The organism is Streptomyces sp. H39-S7, from assembly GCF_027158205.1.
Classification (GTDB): Bacteria; Actinomycetota; Actinomycetes; order Streptomycetales; family Streptomycetaceae; genus Actinacidiphila.
In genome coordinates this window covers 204,790-220,149 of the sequence record NZ_JAPVLU010000006.1, presented here as the reverse complement: position 1 = coordinate 220,149, position 15,360 = coordinate 204,790, and the positions used below count along the sequence as shown (strand labels likewise).

Below are 15,360 nucleotides of genomic sequence, written 5' to 3'. Positions count from 1 at the left end.
TGACGGCACCACCTGACAAAGACCTACGGGGCCTTCGCGGGGCTGTGCTCCGTTCCGGCGGGCGCGTCCGCCGGGTTGCGGGGCCAGGCGGGCAGCAGTTCGGTGGTGACGAAGGCGACGACGGCCGCCAGGATCACGACGGGCATCATGGCGGAGCTGCCGAGGAGCAGGCTCACGAGGACCACACTGCTGACCGGCAGCCGCAGGGCGCTCGCCGCCGAGGCAGCCATCCCCGCCGCGAGGGCGGGCACGAACCCCAGGCCGGGAAGGGGTGAGAACAGGACGCCTGCGGCGGCACCCAGGAAGAGCGCGGGAAAGATGGGCCCGCCGCGCAGGCTGCCCAGGCACAGCGCGTACGCGGCGCCTTTGAACAGCAGGACGGCGACGAGCGCCCCGATCCCCCAGATGTGCGGATCGGTCGCCATCACGCTCAGCGTTTCCTGCCCCGACGAGGCGACCTCGTCGGGCGCGCGGCCGGTGAGGAGCGCGTACAGGCAGGCGCATCCCGCAGCGGCGAGCGCGCAGAGCACCGTCCGGGGGAGCACCCGTGCGGAGACGAACGCCGCGGTCAGCCGGCCCACGCCCAGCACCAGGTGCACGAAGACGCCGACGAGCACGGCCATGGGCAGCGACCAGAGGACGTCCGATGCGTCCAGCCGTGGGAAGGGGGTGGGCAGTTTCAGCGCCAGGCTGCCGGTCTCCAGCCCGGTCCACCGGCCGAATCCGGTGAACACCAGGGCCCCCACCCCGCTGGACAGCAGGGCGGGCAGCATCACGGCGAAAAGCTGCGGCCCCCCGACCCCCGCCACCTCGATGAGCAGCACGGCCGCGATCAGCGGGTTGCCGAAGATGGCGGCAATGGCCGCGGCCGCCCCGGCCGCCGCGATGAGGGCCGTGCTCTGCGGTGTCGCCGCGCCGCGGACGAGGCTCCGGAAGACCAGCGCCAGGCCGCTGCCGAGCGCGATCAGCGGCGCTTCGGGGCCCAGGACCGCGCCGAACGGCAGGCTCGCCGCGGCGGCGAGCAGCACACCGGGCAGCGCGCTGGGCGCGGCACCTCCGACGTGCAGGCCGGAGGCGGGGACGTGGCCGCCCGCACCGGGCAGATGCCTGGCGATCAGGCCGACGCAGACGCCGGCGATGGCGAGGAGGGGCAGCGGCCACCACCACGGTGGGGTGTCCCAGCCCCAGTGATGCGGGATGTCGGCCCACAGCACATGGCCCAGCTGGTGCATCCCGACGAGGAACCAGAACGCGGCAAGGGAGACCGGGATGCCGATGAGCGCACACAGGATGAGCATCCTGAGGTAGCCCGGCGTCAGGAGCATGGCCCGTAGCAGGTCCGGCTCCTCCAGCTGCGTACCGCCGTCCGCGGATCCGTCCGGCCGGGGTTCCGCTTCCGTCATGGGCCGTCCTCCGGGAGTTCCGTCAGGGGATCCGCTGCCGTGTCCCGCCGTCGCCGCCCGATCCGGACCGCGCCGAAGAGGACCTTCGCGATCACGCCCACCAGGATCAGGTCGGCGATCATCTGCAGCGTGGTCAGCACCCGGCCGAGCCGGCTGACGGGCACGATGTCCCCGAACCCCACGGTCGCGAACACCGTGACGGTGAAGTAGAGCGCGTCGGTCCGGGTCAGTGGTTCCGAGAACGAGGACGGCCGGTCCCTGGCGATCAGGAAGTACGCCGAGGAGAACAGCAGCAGGAACAGCGGCACGGCGGTGGCCAGCACCTCGATGGCGCGCAGCCCCGGATACGCCGCATGGGTGACGGCGGTGACCTGGCGGGCGACCAGGCAGCCGAAGGCGACCAGGGCCAGGACGAGCAGAGCCGCGGTGGTGGCGCCGAGTTCGCGGTCGAGCGGGACCAGGTAGTACAGCCAGGTGAGGAGCGCGGCCGAGGCCGCCGAGCGGAGCAGACACCCCGCCAGGACCCGCCGGCGCTGCCGCGTGCTGGGCATCTCGCCCATCACCTCTCCTCCAACGAGCCTCGGCGCCCCCGCGGCCATTGCAGCACCCCCACAGGCCCCCCGCACCTCGCCCCGACCCACCCGGACCACTTCGCGCCACGCGCGTCGCGGGATACTGGGCGCATGAAGTTGACGGTGTTCTGGGAGCGGATGCGGGCGCAGTTCGGGGAGGGGTACGCGGACTCGTTCGCCCGGGATCATGTGATGGCGGAGCTGGGCGGGCGCACGGTGTGGGAGGCGCTGGACTCGGGGTGGGAGGCCAGGGACGTGTGGCGGGCGGTCTGTACGGCGATGGATGTGCCGGCCGGACGGAGATGAGCCCGCGGAGGGTTGGTCCCGGACTTTTCGGTCCGCGCGTCCAGACTGGGGTTCGTGTCAGGAACCGGCGAAAGCACCGTCCAGGAAGAGGGACCGTCGGCTCCACGTGAGCGGATGCCGGCGTGGCTGCCACGCGCTTTGACGCTCGCGCTGGTGCTGGTGGGCTGCTTCCAGCTGGCAGGCTGGGCGTTCCACCAGGTCACCGGGCTGCTGATCAACATCCTGATCGCGTTCTTCGGCGCGCTGGCCATCGAGCCGGCGGTGGACTGGATGGCGGCGCGCGGGGTGCGGCGCGGGGTGGCCACCGGCCTGGTCCTGCTGGGGGCGTGCGTTGCGGTCGGGGTATTCGTGGTGGCGCTCGGCTCGCTGCTGGTGGACCAGATCACCATGATCGGCCAGAACTTCCCGCAGTACGTGGACGACGTTGTGGTGTGGATCAACCGGACGTTCCACACGAAGCTGGACGTCGGGACGCTGCAGGACAACGTCCTGCACTCCGATTGGGTGCGCAACTACCTGCAGAACAGCGCGGGCAATGTGTGGGGGCTCTCGGCCACGGTCCTCGGGATCGTCTTCCAGCTCTTCACCGTGGTGCTGTTCGCGTTCTACTTCGCGGCCGACGGCCCGCGGCTGCGCCGGGGGCTGTGCTCGGTGCTGCCGCCGGCGCGGCAGGCCGAGGTGCTGCGGGCCTGGGAGATCGCGGTCGCCAAGACGGGCGGGTACATCTACTCGCGGGCGCTGATGGCGCTGGTGTCGGGTGTCGCGCACTACGTCCTGCTGCAGGTACTGGGTGTGCCGTACGCGCCGGCGCTGGCGGTGTGGGTGGGGGTGGTGTCGCAGTTCGTGCCCACGGTCGGGACGTATCTCGCGGGCGCGCTGCCGATGCTCATCGCGTTCACCGAGGATCCGTGGGACGCGGTGTGGGTGCTGGGCTTCGTCGTGGTCTACCAGCAGTTCGAGAACTACGTGCTGCAGCCGCGGATCACGGCGAAGACCGTGGACATCCACCCGGCCGTCGCCTTCGGGTCGGTCATCGCCGGCACCGCGCTGCTGGGGGCGGTGGGCGCGCTGGTCGCCATCCCGGTGACGGCGACGCTGCAGGGGTTCTTCGGGGCGTACGTGAAGCGGTACGCGGTGACGGATCCCCGGGCACACGGCCCGCGGCGGCGGCCCTGGCTGCGGAGACGGCACCGCACGTGACGGAGAAGACAGTGCCCCGCAGGCTCCGCGTGTCGCTTGACACGCAAATCGAACATCCATTCTCATGGGTGGTCCGGGCCGGTTGTCCACGGAGGTTTTCCACAGCTCGGAGCGACGTCCAGGCACATTGTCAGTGGCAGGGACTAGCGTCATGGACGTGAAGCGATCGACTCAAACATCCCGGGTGGAGCCCATGGCAGGTAACGACCGCGAGAAGGCGCTGGACGCCGCGCTCGCACAGATTGAACGGCAGTTCGGCAAGGGCGCGGTCATGCGCCTCGGCGACAAGCCGAACGAACCCATCGATGTCATCCCCACCGGGTCGACCGCCCTGGACGTGGCCCTCGGTGTCGGCGGCATCCCGCGCGGCCGCGTGGTGGAGGTGTACGGGCCGGAGTCCTCCGGCAAGACGACCCTCACGCTGCACGCGGTCGCCAACGCGCAGAAGGCCGGCGGCACGGTGGCGTTCGTCGACGCCGAGCACGCGCTGGACCCCGAGTACGCCAAGGCGCTCGGTGTCGACACGGACAACCTGCTGCTCTCCCAGCCGGACACCGGCGAGCAGGCGCTGGAGATCGTGGACATGCTGATCCGCTCCGGCGCGATCGACCTCATCGTGATCGACTCCGTGGCCGCCCTCGTGCCGCGGGCCGAGATCGAGGGCGAGATGGGCGACTCGCACGTGGGTCTGCAGGCCCGGCTCATGAGCCAGGCGCTGCGCAAGATCACGGGTGCGCTGCACCAGTCCAACACCACGGCGATCTTCATCAACCAGCTCCGCGAGAAGATCGGTGTGATGTTCGGCTCGCCGGAGACCACCACCGGTGGTCGCGCGCTGAAGTTCTACGCATCCGTGCGGCTCGACATCCGCCGTATCGAGACGCTGAAGGACGGTACGGACGCGGTCGGCAACAGGACCCGCGTCAAGGTCGTCAAGAACAAGGTCGCGCCGCCCTTCAAGCAGGCGGAGTTCGACATCCTCTACGGCCACGGCATCAGCAAGGAGGGTGGCCTGATCGACATGGGTGTCGAGCACGGCTTCGTCCGCAAGGCCGGTGCCTGGTACACGTACGAGGGCGACCAGCTCGGCCAGGGCAAGGAGAACGCCCGCAACTTCCTCAAGGACAACCCGGATCTCGCCGACGAGATCGAGAAGAAGATCAAGGACAAGCTCGGCATCGGTGTCCGGGCCGTAGCCCCCGCGGAGCCCGGAGCGGACGCGGCGGGCACGGCGGCCGACGCCGCCACCGCCAAGGCCGAGGTTCCGGCGCCCAAGACGGTGAAGGCGACCAAGGCCACCGCGGCCAAGGCCTGAGGCCATGGCGAGTCGGTACCCCGATCGCGGCGGCTCTTCCGAGTCGAGGGCCTCGAAAGAGCCGCCGCTCAGCCCGGAGGAGCAGGCACGGGCGCTGTGCCTGCGCCTGCTCACCGGGAACCCCCGCACGCGCAAGCAGCTCGCCGACGCGATGCGCAAGCGGGAGATCCCGGACGACGTGGCGGAGCAGTTGCTGGAGCGGTTCCAGGAAGCCGGCCTGATCGACGACCAGGCGTTCGCCAACGCCTGGGTGGAGTCCCGGCACCGCGGGCGGGGCCTCGCCCGGCGGGCGCTGGCGAGGGAGCTCCAGACCCGCGGGGTGGACGCGGAGCTGGTCACCGAGGCGGTGGCCCAGCTCGACTCCGACCAGGAGGAGGAGCGGGCCCGCGAGCTGGTGGACCGCAAACTGCGGACCACCCGCGGGCTGGAACGCGACAAGCGGCTGCGCCGTCTCGCGGGCATGCTCGCCCGCAAGGGCTACCCGGAGGGCCTGGCCATCCGGGTGGTCCGAAGGGCCCTGGAGGAAGAGGGCCAGGAGGAACCGGACGTCCTGGAGTACCACCCGCTGGGGTGACGGCCCTCCCGGAGGACGCCGTGGGTCCCGCAGGGCCCGGCCGCTGCCCTCCGCCCGGGGACGGGCGGCCGCCGCAGCGAAACGTCAGGGCGTCCGGCCGCTGACCGGGTCCTCCTGCGGTGCGGTCCGGTGCGGGGGGCCGCCGCGGGCCAGGTCCGCGTACGAGTACAGCTCGGCGGGGCGGCAGCCGACCATGGCCGTCACCAGATGACCGTCCGGGCGGATCAGCAGCACGCTGTGCGCCGTCGCGCCGGGGTAGCCCTCGGCGACCAGCAGCTCGGCGCGCATCGGAAGTGCGGCGACCGCCGACGCGAGCCGCGGCATCAGACCGGCCGTCAGCCAGTGCCGGCTGTCCCACACACCGGTACCCGGGGCGATCAGTATCACCAGCAGGTTCTGGCCCAGCCGGTCCCGCAGCCGGCCGACCGTGCCGTCCAGCGCCGTCACCGGCACGTCGACGACCCGCCCGCCCGGGGGAGTGGCGCAGGTGGCGACCAGCGGGGATCCGACGGTCTTGCCGCCGCCGCTGCCGCCCCCGCCCGGCCGCGGCGCGGGCAGCGCCAGCGGCGAGCGGCCGTAGACCGGTGGGGACGCGGCGGGTCCCCGGCCGAGGTGGCTGTCGGTCAGCAGCTCGGCGTACCCGCGGGCGGATCCGGAGAGCAGCGAGTGGCGGACCGTGCTCCAGGTACCGCCGGCGCGAACCAGCGGCAGGGCCTGGTCGGTGGCGCGCAGCCGGGCCCCGACCGCTTCGCGCCGCTCGGCCTGATAGCTGTCGAGCAAGGTGTCGGACGCGCCGTCGTGCCAGGCGAGCGCGAGCTTCCAGGAGAGGTTCTCGGCGTCCCGCAGGCCCTCTTCCACACTCTGGGCGCCCAGGGCGCCCATCAGGTGGGCGGCGTCACCGGCGAGGAACGTCCGGCCCACCCGCCAGCGGCGGGCGAGCCGCTGGTGCACCGGGTACTCGGCCGAGCCGACCAGCTCGTACGGCACGACGCTGCCGCACCACGTGGTCAGTATCGCGCGGACCCGGATCACCAGTTCGTCGGAGGTCAGCACCTCACCCCGGCCGGGCAGCAGCCAGTCGAACCGCCACAGGCCGTCGGGCAGCGGGCGGCCCGTCACTTCCTGCCCGGCACCGAGGCCGGGGGGATCGCGGTGCAGCAGGGCCACGCCGGGTTCCGGGAGGTCGACGCGGAGCGCCGCGACGGCGTGCCGGTCGACGGCCGTCTTCCCGGGGAAGCGCACCGCGAGCAGCTTGCGGACGGTGGAGCGCGGCCCGTCGCAGCCCACCAGATAGCTGCCGCGCCACCAGGTGCGGTCGGCGCCCCGGGTGTGGACGGTGACGCCGGTGGCGTCCTCGTCGACCGCGTCGACGCGGGAGCCGGTCACGATCCGGACGAGGCCGTGGCCGTGCAGCGCCTCGCGCAGACCGCGTTCCAGCCGGTGCTGGGCGATGTGCACGGGGGACGGTTCCGGGGGTTCCCCGTCGGTTCCCGGGCCGAAGTCGACGCGCAGCACCTCCTGCCGCCGGCGCAGGGTGCGCCAGCCGGCCCAGGCGGTGCCGTCCGCGTACAACCGCGGGTAGCCGAGCCGTTCCAGCAGTGCCGCGGTGTCGGCGCTCAGGACGGTGGTCCGTGGATGGCGCAGGTCGTCGCGGGCGTCGGCCGGCCCCTCGGCTTCGTCGAGGACGATGGTCGGGACACCGCGTTTGGCCAGAGCGAGCGCGAGGGCGAGGCCCGTGGGGCCCGCCCCCGCGACGATCACCGGGTCCACAGGGCGGTCCCCGGAAGATGTGCAGTCACGATACGTATGCAATCCACTGCGAGTGCGTGCGTCAAGTGACGGCGGAACGTCGGCGCGGTGCGAACCGACGCACCGTCACTCCGCGAGCCGACGTACCGTCACTTCAGTGACCGGTGGTTCTCCCGTGACCCACCGGGAAACCACCGACGCACCGTCAATTCAAGCGCGCGGGAACCCGGATGGCGCGGAGGGGGGCACGCCCGCGCCCCCTCCCGCGCCGCTGTCACTCCGCGGTGGCGACCAGGGCCTCGGCCTCGGGTGTGGGGGGCGGCGCGCCCTTCGGGCTGCGCCGGGCACGCTTCTCGACCCACGTGGCCACGGCGGACAGCGCCATGCACATCGCGATGTAGATCGCGCCGATGACGAGCAGCACCTGGAAGTACGGATAGTTTCCGGGGGTCGGAGTGTTGCCCGCCAGGATGCGGCCGACGTACAGCAGTTCGGTGTAGGCGATGAGGTACCCGAGCGAGGTGTCCTTCAGCGTCACCACGAGCTGGCTGATGATGCTGGGCAGCATGGCCCGTACGGCCTGCGGGACCAGGATGGTCAGCATGACCTGGGTCTTGCGCATGCCCAGCGCGTAGGCGGCCTCGCTCTGACCCTTCGGCACGGAGTTGATGCCGGCGCGGAAGATCTCCGCCTGGACCGAGCCGTTGTAGAGGGTCAGGCCGATGACCAGGGCCCAGAAGGGCTCGAAGACGGTCGCCCACAGCAGGTAGATCATGATGATCAGCGGCAGTGCGCGGAAGAACTCCACGGCCGACGAGGCGACGATCCGGACCGGAGCGTGGTCCGAGAGCCGCCCGGCGGCGAACACGGTGGCCAGCAGGAGCGAGAAGACCGCCGCCAGCGCGAACGCCTTGAGGGTGGCGACCACGCCGTCCGTGATCTGCTGCTGGACCCCGGCGTACTGGAACAGGTCCCACATGTAGGACTTGAACTCGCCCTTGGACTCGAGCCGCAGGGCAATGTAGACCAGCAGTCCGGCCAGCGCGAGGCTGCCGATGACCGTGTAGAGGCGGTTGCGCAGCCGGGTCCGGGGTCCCGGGGCGTCGTACAGGACACTCGCCGTCATCGGGCCACCGCCAGCCGGTTCTCGAGCAGCCGGAACAGGCCGCTGATCGCAAAGGTGATGATCAGGTACGCGAAGGCGATCCAGACGAAGATCACCGTCAGGTTGAGGCCCTGGTCGCTCAGGAGCTTCTGCGTGGAGAACAGCTCGGTGACGCTGAACGCGCCGGCGATCGCCGAGTTCTTGGTCAGCGCGATCATGAGGCTGCCGACCGGCGCGATGACCGTACGGGCCGCCTGCGGAAGGATGATCAGCCGCAGGATCTGGGTGAACGTCATACCGATGCTGCGCGCCGCCTCGGCCTGCCCGAGCGGCACGGTGTTGACTCCGGAGCGGACCGCCTCGCAGACGAACGCCGAGGTGTAGAAGCCGAGCGCGAGCACTGCCAGCTGGTACGAGCTGAGGCCCGTCGCGACGACCTCGGGCACGATGAAGGTGGCCACGAGGAACAGCAGGGTCAGCGGGGTGTTGCGCAGCAGCGTCACCCACAGCGTGCCGAAGGCCCGCAGCGGAGGAACCGGCGAGACCCGGAAGGCGGCGATGAGCACCCCGAGCAGCAGGGCGAGCACCGCGCTGGCGCCGGTGAGCGACAGCGTCCCGAAGAACCCCTGGCGGAACAGGGCGAAATTGTCGAACAGAACGTTCATCGTGGCTCACCTCGCCGGTTCGCCGGCAGCTGGCAGGAAGGCATCGTCGGTCCAGGGCGTGCGGGGGGTACGACGGGTCGCGCCCCGGCGGGAAGCAGCATCGAGGTAGGCCTCACGAGGGCGTTGCGGCCCGCGGGCCGGCCGCGGGGCAACCGTCGTCGTCTCACGGAGACGACGGTGCCCCGGTGGCCGGCCGGCGGGCCGGCGGATCAGTAGCGGTCGAGGGCCGGCGGCGCGGTGTACGGCGAGCCGGACAGGCCCAGCGTCGCGTCGTAGGCCTTCTTGTAGTCGCCGTTGTCCTGGTGCGCCTTCAGGGCGTCGCTGATCGCGTCGCGCAGCACCTTGTCGTCGTGCGCGAGGCCGATGCCGTAGGGCTCCTGCGAGAACGCCTTGCCGACGACCTTGAACTTGCCGGGCGCCTGAGCGGCGTAACCCTTCAGGATCGCGTCGTCCGTGGTGACCGCTTCGACCTGGCCGGTCTGGAGCTGCTGCACGCAGTCCGAGTACTTGCCGAGCGCGATGACGGTGGCACCGTACTTCGCGTCCTTGATCCGCTCGAGCGGCGTGGAGCCGGTGATGCTGCAGACCTTCTTGCCCTTGAGGGTCTCCGGGCCGGTGATGTCGGTGTTGGACTTGGCCACCAGCAGCGACTGGCCGGCGAGGTAGTACGGGCCGGCGAAGGAGATGTCCTTCTTGCGGGCGTCGTTGATCGTGAAGGTGCCGACGTAGTAGTCCGCGTCACCCTTCTTGATCGCCGGCACGCGCAGGCTGGAGTCGAAGGTCTTCCACTCGATCTTGTCGGGACCGAAGCCGAGGTCGGCGGCGACCATCTTGGCGATCTCGATGTCGAAGCCGTTGCGGTCGTTGGTGCCGGGCGGCTGGAAGCCCAGGAACGGCTGGTCGGACTTGACGCCGATGACCAGCTTGCCGCGCTGCTGTGCCTTCTTCAGCACGGCGGAGTCGAGCGTGACGCCCGTCTTCGGCGCGTACGTCGGCAGCTTGGGGGCGTCGGCGCCGGTGGTGGCCTTGGCGCCGGGCGCGTCCGGCGTGCCCTCCTTGCCGCCACAGGCGGTCGCGGATGCGGTCAGCGCCAGGACGACGAGCCCGGCGGCGGCGGATTTACGGATATTCATGGGGACATCCCTTGCGTCGTCAGTCGTCAGTGCATCGTCAAGCGTCGAGCGTCGGTCGTCGAGCGTTGACCGTGAAGCGTCGGTTTCAGCCATCGGGCAACGTCAGTGGTGGAGGATCTTCGAGAGGAAGTCCTTGGCGCGGTCGCTGCGCGGATTGCTGAAGAACTGCTCCGGCGTCGCTTCCTCGACGATCCGTCCGTCGGCCATGAAGACGACCCGGTTGGCGGCGGAGCGGGCGAAGCCCATCTCGTGCGTGACCACGATCATCGTCATGCCGTCCCGGGCGAGCTGCTGCATGACCTCCAGCACCTCGTTGATCATCTCCGGGTCGAGCGCGGAGGTCGGCTCGTCGAAGAGCATGACCTTGGGGTCCATCGCGAGCGCGCGGGCGATCGCCACCCGCTGCTGCTGGCCGCCGGAGAGCTGCGCCGGGTACTTGTCCGCCTGCACCCCTACGCCGACCCGGTCGAGCAGCTGCCGGGCCCGGTCCTCCGCGGCCTTCTTGTCGGTCTTGCGGACCTTGACCTGTCCGAGCATCACGTTCTGCAGAACGGTCTTGTGCGCGAAGAGGTTGAAGGACTGGAAGACCATGCCCACATCGGCACGGAGCCGGGCCAGTTCACGGCCCTCCTGCGGCAGCGGCTTCCCGTCCACCGTGATGGAGCCCGAATCGATCGTCTCCAGCCGGTTGATGGTGCGGCACAGCGTGGACTTGCCGGATCCCGAAGGACCGATGACGACCACGACCTCACCGCGGGTGATCGTCAGGTCGATGTCCTGGAGCACGTGCAGGGCGCCGAAGTGCTTGTTCACACCACCCAGTACGACCAGGTCATCGGTCGCCGGCGCGGCGTCCTTGGTCACTGAGACTTCGGTCATCGGCCTGTGCTCCATCCTCGTCGGTTCGGCAGACCCTAGTGATGCATGATGACGAGCGTCATTACATCTGAGCTGAACTTGAGCATCACGATTCGGATACTCTCCGCCACGGGCGGTGCGCCCTGCGTTGCCGTGCGTACCGGCTGGATAACAGTCCGCGGCAGGTACCGGTACCCCCTTGACGCGCCCCTCGCCGGTCGGCCTGTATTCCGGGTAGGTACCGGACGCCGGCCGACGGCGGGTGTCCGGCCGGTGACGAAACGATCGCTGATGTGGGAAAGGAGGGTGAACCGATGAGATTGCTGCTGGTGGAGGACGACGACCGGGTCGCCGCCGCACTGTCGGCCGTGCTCGCGAAGCACGGTTTCGACGTCACCCATGCCCGCAGCGGCGAGGAGGCCCTGCGCGCGCTGCTGCCCGCCCAGGGCCCGTCGTACGGGTGTGTGCTGCTCGACCTGGGCCTGCCCGACCAGGACGGCTTCGAGGTGTGCAGCCGGATCCGCCGGCGCACCTCGACCCCCGTCATCATGGTCACCGCCCGCGCTGACGTGCGATCCCGTATCCACGGCCTCAACCTCGGCGCCGACGACTACGTCGTCAAGCCCTACGACACCGGCGAGCTGCTCGCCCGGATCCACGCGGTCGGCCGGCGTCCTCCGCTGCGACCCGCGGAGTCCGCCCCCGGACCGGCGGGCGGTGCTGGCGAGGGTGCCGGTGAGCCGGCGCCGTCCGGCAGTCTGCGGCTCGGCCCGGTCGACATCGAACTGCCCACCCGCCGCGTTATGGTGAGCGGCGAGCCGATCGCGCTCACCCGCAAGGAGTTCGACCTGCTGGCCCTGCTCGCGCAGCGGCCCGGGGTGGTCTTCCGCCGCGAGCAGATCATCAGCGAGGTGTGGCGCACCAGCTGGGAGGGGACGGGGCGCACCCTGGAGGTGCACGTCGCCTCCCTGCGCTCCAAGCTGCGGATGCCGTCCATGATCGAGACGGTGCGCGGGGTCGGTTACCGGCTCGTCGTTCCAGCCGTCTGAGACCCAGGACCCCGCCGTTGAGCTCGCGTCTTCTCCCCCTGCTGCTCGCGCTGATGGCGGGCGTCCTGCTGGCCCTGGGCTTTCCGCTGGCCGCCAGCATGGCCGCCGCGCAGCAGCAGCGGGTGGTCGTCGACCGCATCGACGACACCGCTCGTTTCGCGTCCCTCGCGCAGTTCGTCACCGCCCGGACGCCGCAGTCCGCGAGCGCCGTGGGCGACGACGAACGGCTGCAGGCGCTGCGCTCGGAACTCCGCCGGTACGAGGAGCTGTACGGCATCCGCGTCGGGGTGTTCTACCGCGACGGCACCGCGATGGGCGTGGCGCCCGCGGAGTGGAGGCTCCCCGAGGCGGGCGAGGCGAACGCCGCCTACAGCGCGGCGCTGGCCGGCCGCCGCAGTCATGACCCGCGGCAGGTGTGGCCCTGGCAGCGCCGCACTCTGGCCGTCGCCTCACCCATCATCCGCGACGGGGACGTCGTCGCCGTCGTGCTCACCGAATCGCCCACCGGGGCGCTGCGTTCGCGCATCCTGCACGGCTGGCTGCTGCTCGGCGCCGGTGAACTGGCCGCGATGGCCATCGCCGTGCTGTTCGCGTTCCGGCTCACCGGCTGGGTGCTGCGGCCGGTCGCGATCCTCGACCGCGTCACGCACGACATCGCCACCGGCCGGATGAAGTCCCGGGTCGCGGCGGCCGGCGGGCCGCCGGAACTGCGCCGGCTGTCCCGCTCGTTCAACGAGATGGCCGACAACGTCGAGCAGGTGCTCGAACAGCAGCGGGCCTTCGTCGCCGACGCCTCCCACCAGCTGCGGAACCCGCTGGCCGCGCTCATGCTGCGGATCGAGCTGCTCGGCTTCGAACTGCCCGAGGGCAACCAGGAGGTGGCCTCCGTCCAGGACGAGGGCAGGCGGCTCGCCCAGGTGCTGGACGACCTGCTCGGCCTGGCGCTGGCGGAGCACGCGGACGCCGACCTCGCCCTCACCGACATCGCCGCGCTCGTCGGCGAGCGCCTCGGCGCGTGGCGGCCGGTCGGCGCGCGCGAGGGCGTCGCCCTGGAGTACGCGGGCAAGACCGCGGTCACCGGCTGGTCCGACCCGATCGCGCTGTCCAGCGCGCTGGACGCCGTCATCGACAACGCCCTGAAGTTCACGCCGCGCGGCGGACAGGTGCAGGTGTTGGTCGCGGGGGAGGACGACGAGGTGACCGTCACCGTCTCCGACGGAGGCCCCGGGCTGACCGAGGAGGAGCTGGCGCGGATCGGCGACCGCTTCTGGCGCAGCCCCCGCCACCAGAACATCGACGGCTCCGGGCTGGGTCTGTCCATCGCCCGCGTCCTGCTGGCCCGGAGCGGCGGCCGGCTCTCCTTCGCGGCGAACGAGCCCACCGGGCTCGCGGTGACCCTTACGGTGCCGCGCTCGGCGCCTTAGCCGCACGTAGTTGCGCCTCCCGCACCTCCTACCCGCCTTACCCGCACTCCGTCTGGTCGGGGGGCAGCTGGTCCGCCAGCTCCTTCGGGGCGAGCGGCTTGAGGTACGTGGTGTACGAGGACTTCCAGTGGCCCGAGCTGATCTCCTCTCTTATGGCGTCGCACACCGCCCCGCGCAGCGCCGGTTCGCCCCGGCGCAGGCCCACGCCGTACTGCTCGCTGCCGAACGGGGCGCCGAGCAGTCGCAGTTCGGCGGGGTGCTGGGCCCGGTAGCCCGCCAGGATCACGTCGTCGGTGGAGACCGCGTCCACCCGGCCGGCCAGCAGGTCGGTGACGCACAACCCGTACGAGGCACGCGGTTCCAGCAGTATCCGCGGGTACCCGGTGCGCAGCCGCGCCTCCGGTGTGGAGCCCTGCACGGTGCAGACCCGGTGGCCGTCCAGGTCCGCGACGCCGTTCACGCCGGTCGACCGGGCCGGCACCAGGAAGTCCTGTCCCGCCACGTAGTAAGGGCCGGCGAAGTCCACCGACTCCTTGCGCTCCTGGGTGATCGAGTAGCTGGCCACTATCAGGTCGACCTGCCCGGTGCTGAGCCGGTACTCGCGGCTCTGGGTGTTGACCACCTCGAACCGCACCGTGTCGAAGCCCAGGTGCTTGGCCACCGCCCGCGCGATGTCGATGTCGAAGCCGCGGAAGCCGCCGGGGGCTTGCGCCGACCGCTCGCTGAGCCCCGGCTGGTCGCCCTTCACCCCGACCAGCAGGTAGCCGCGTTCCCGGGCCGCCCGCAGGGTCTCGGAGCTTGTGAGGGAGGGGCCGGCGGACGCGGTGAAGCGGTCGACGGTGAACCAGCCGGCCGTCACCAGCACCACCAGCGCGACCGCGGCGGCCGCCCACGCGCGCGGGCCGCGGAGGCGGACGGCGAGGCCGAGGGGCGGGGCGGGCGCGTCGGCGTCGGCCGCACCGGAAGCGTCCGGCGCGGCGGTCGAAGCGGTCGGAGTCGGGGGCTCCGGCGGCGCCAACGGGCCCGTGTCGGCGCCACCCGCGACGCTGTCGCCGTCCGTCCACGGGTACTCCGCGACCGGCGACCGGCCGTCCTCCGGATAGAAGGACGTCGCGTACTGCGGGGTCTCCTGCGCCACGTGCTGCAGCAACTGCTCGGCCCGCTGCGCCGTCAGCCGCGCCAGCGGGTCCTTCACCAACAGGCCGTCGATGAGGGGCCGCAGCGGCCCGCAGTACGTCATCGGCGGCGGCTCGTCCTCGCGCACCGACTCCAGGACCTCGTACGGTGTCGGCCCGCGGAAGGGCGCGCGTCCCTCGACCGTCTCGTACAGGGTCACGCCGAGCGACCACAGGTCGGCCGCGGGCGTCGCCTCGCGCGGCGACCGGCCGTGCGGGGTGCACAGTTCGGGTGCCAGGTACCGCGGGGTGCCGACGAGTTCGTGCAGCCGGGTCACCTGGGCCGCGCCCTCGAAGGTCGCGATGCCGAAGTCCATCAGCACCGCGCGCCCGTCCCGGCGGAACAGGATGTTGTGCGGCTTCACGTCCCGGTGCAGCACCCCCGCCGCGTGCACCGCCCGCAGCCCGCGCAGCACCTCGAGGCCGATCCTGGCCGTCTGCAGCGCGGCCAGCCGGCCGCGTTCCTGCAACTGGTCGGCGAGCGAGCGCGGATTGACCTGCTCCATCACGATCCAGACCTGGCCGTCGGCCTCGATCACGTCGTGCACCGCCACCACGTGCTCGTGCCCGATCCGGGCGATGGCGCGGGCCTCCCGGCGCGCCCGCTCCACCCACTGGGCCTGGGTGTCGGGGTCCACCGCGCCCCGGAACAGCAGCTCCTTCACGGCGACCTGGCGCCCCAGCCGGTTGTCGTACGCCTCCCACACCACACCCATACCGCCACGGCCCAGCGGGCGCTGCAGCTGGTACCGGCCGTCGACGAGAGTGTGGGGCCCGCCGTCTGGTGTACCCCCATTGCGCATGCGTAGAGATTAGGGCCTCAGCATGTGCG

Annotated in this window: 14 protein-coding genes; 6 read left to right on the top strand and 8 right to left on the bottom strand. The window is 71.4% G+C overall.

What is annotated here, in order from left to right; translation table 11 throughout:
- Positions 1-23: 23 nt before the first annotated feature.
- Together O3X23_RS08305 and O3X23_RS08300 are read right to left on the bottom strand one after the other, a co-directional pair.
- Positions 24-1,403 carry a chloride channel protein gene (locus tag O3X23_RS08305; RefSeq protein WP_269270542.1) on the bottom strand — a complete coding sequence of 460 codons (1,380 nt, stop codon included), beginning with the start codon at positions 1,401-1,403 and terminating at the stop codon, positions 24-26.
- The gene (locus tag O3X23_RS08300; protein WP_269270541.1) at positions 1,400-1,963 is read right to left on the bottom strand and encodes a potassium channel family protein; all 564 of its coding nucleotides are present in this window, start codon (positions 1,961-1,963) and stop codon (positions 1,400-1,402) included. The genes O3X23_RS08305 and O3X23_RS08300 overlap by 4 nt, the downstream gene beginning before the upstream one ends.
- Before the next feature lie 123 nt (positions 1,964-2,086).
- On the opposite strand from O3X23_RS08300, the gene O3X23_RS08295 reads away from it, so the two are divergent.
- The 4 genes from O3X23_RS08295 (at position 2,087) to recX (ending at position 5,370) form a co-directional block, all read left to right on the top strand.
- Positions 2,087-2,281, top strand: coding sequence for a DUF3046 domain-containing protein (locus O3X23_RS08295; RefSeq protein WP_269270540.1), 195 nt, complete (start codon positions 2,087-2,089; stop codon positions 2,279-2,281).
- 54 nt (positions 2,282-2,335) lie between these two features.
- Positions 2,336-3,481 (top strand): AI-2E family transporter, encoded by a 1,146-nt coding sequence (locus tag O3X23_RS08290; protein WP_443047794.1) that lies wholly within the window; start codon positions 2,336-2,338, stop codon positions 3,479-3,481.
- Positions 3,482-3,674: 193 nt separating this feature from the next.
- Positions 3,675-4,796, top strand: a complete 1,122-nt coding sequence (gene recA / locus O3X23_RS08285; RefSeq protein ID WP_331283888.1) for a recombinase RecA — start codon at positions 3,675-3,677, stop codon at positions 4,794-4,796.
- A gap of 4 nt (positions 4,797-4,800) precedes the next feature.
- Positions 4,801-5,370, top strand: coding sequence for a recombination regulator RecX (gene recX / locus O3X23_RS08280; protein WP_269270539.1), 570 nt, complete (start codon positions 4,801-4,803; stop codon positions 5,368-5,370).
- Positions 5,371-5,454: 84 nt separating this feature from the next.
- Here the strand turns inward: recX and O3X23_RS08275 are convergent, their stop codons facing one another.
- From O3X23_RS08275 to O3X23_RS08255, 5 genes are all read right to left on the bottom strand, one after another.
- Positions 5,455-7,140: an FAD-dependent monooxygenase gene (locus tag O3X23_RS08275; protein ID WP_269270538.1), complete on the bottom strand. Its 1,686-nt coding sequence runs from the start codon at positions 7,138-7,140 to the stop codon at positions 5,455-5,457.
- A gap of 253 nt (positions 7,141-7,393) precedes the next feature.
- Positions 7,394-8,245 carry an amino acid ABC transporter permease gene (locus tag O3X23_RS08270; protein ID WP_269270537.1) on the bottom strand — a complete coding sequence of 284 codons (852 nt, stop codon included), beginning with the start codon at positions 8,243-8,245 and terminating at the stop codon, positions 7,394-7,396.
- The gene (locus O3X23_RS08265; RefSeq protein WP_269270536.1) at positions 8,242-8,889 is read right to left on the bottom strand and encodes an amino acid ABC transporter permease; all 648 of its coding nucleotides are present in this window, start codon (positions 8,887-8,889) and stop codon (positions 8,242-8,244) included. The genes O3X23_RS08270 and O3X23_RS08265 overlap by 4 nt, the downstream gene beginning before the upstream one ends.
- Before the next feature lie 209 nt (positions 8,890-9,098).
- On the bottom strand, positions 9,099-10,022 hold the full coding sequence (locus tag O3X23_RS08260) for a glutamate ABC transporter substrate-binding protein (RefSeq protein WP_269270535.1): 924 nt from the start codon (positions 10,020-10,022) through the stop codon (positions 9,099-9,101).
- A gap of 102 nt (positions 10,023-10,124) precedes the next feature.
- Positions 10,125-10,901 (bottom strand): amino acid ABC transporter ATP-binding protein, encoded by a 777-nt coding sequence (locus O3X23_RS08255; RefSeq protein WP_164293574.1) that lies wholly within the window; start codon positions 10,899-10,901, stop codon positions 10,125-10,127.
- Between the two features lie 293 nt (positions 10,902-11,194).
- Here O3X23_RS08255 and O3X23_RS08250 point away from each other — a divergent pair, with 293 nt between their 5' ends.
- Positions 11,195-11,929, top strand: a complete 735-nt coding sequence (locus tag O3X23_RS08250; RefSeq protein ID WP_269270534.1) for a response regulator transcription factor — start codon at positions 11,195-11,197, stop codon at positions 11,927-11,929.
- A 17-nt stretch (positions 11,930-11,946) separates the two neighbouring features.
- Positions 11,947-13,353 (top strand): sensor histidine kinase, encoded by a 1,407-nt coding sequence (locus O3X23_RS08245; protein ID WP_269270533.1) that lies wholly within the window; start codon positions 11,947-11,949, stop codon positions 13,351-13,353.
- 37 nt (positions 13,354-13,390) lie between these two features.
- Here O3X23_RS08245 and O3X23_RS08240 read toward each other — a convergent pair whose 3' ends face one another.
- Positions 13,391-15,331: a bifunctional serine/threonine-protein kinase/glutamate ABC transporter substrate-binding protein gene (locus tag O3X23_RS08240; protein WP_269270532.1), complete on the bottom strand. Its 1,941-nt coding sequence runs from the start codon at positions 15,329-15,331 to the stop codon at positions 13,391-13,393.
- Positions 15,332-15,360: the final 29 nt, after the last annotated feature.

Coding starts and splice junctions, on each gene's coding strand:
- O3X23_RS08305 (WP_269270542.1), bottom strand. CDS start 1,403: ATGACGGAAGCGGAACCCCGGCCGGACGGATCCGCGGACGGCGGTACG.
- O3X23_RS08300 (WP_269270541.1), bottom strand. CDS start 1,963: ATGGGCGAGATGCCCAGCACGCGGCAGCGCCGGCGGGTCCTGGCGGGG.
- O3X23_RS08295 (WP_269270540.1), top strand. CDS start 2,087: ATGAAGTTGACGGTGTTCTGGGAGCGGATGCGGGCGCAGTTCGGGGAG.
- recA (WP_331283888.1), top strand. CDS start 3,675: ATGGCAGGTAACGACCGCGAGAAGGCGCTGGACGCCGCGCTCGCACAG.
- recX (WP_269270539.1), top strand. CDS start 4,801: ATGGCGAGTCGGTACCCCGATCGCGGCGGCTCTTCCGAGTCGAGGGCC.
- O3X23_RS08270 (WP_269270537.1), bottom strand. CDS start 8,245: ATGACGGCGAGTGTCCTGTACGACGCCCCGGGACCCCGGACCCGGCTG.
- O3X23_RS08265 (WP_269270536.1), bottom strand. CDS start 8,889: ATGAACGTTCTGTTCGACAATTTCGCCCTGTTCCGCCAGGGGTTCTTC.
- O3X23_RS08260 (WP_269270535.1), bottom strand. CDS start 10,022: ATGAATATCCGTAAATCCGCCGCCGCCGGGCTCGTCGTCCTGGCGCTG.
- O3X23_RS08255 (WP_164293574.1), bottom strand. CDS start 10,901: ATGACCGAAGTCTCAGTGACCAAGGACGCCGCGCCGGCGACCGATGAC.
- O3X23_RS08250 (WP_269270534.1), top strand. CDS start 11,195: ATGAGATTGCTGCTGGTGGAGGACGACGACCGGGTCGCCGCCGCACTG.
- O3X23_RS08240 (WP_269270532.1), bottom strand. CDS start 15,331: ATGCGCAATGGGGGTACACCAGACGGCGGGCCCCACACTCTCGTCGAC.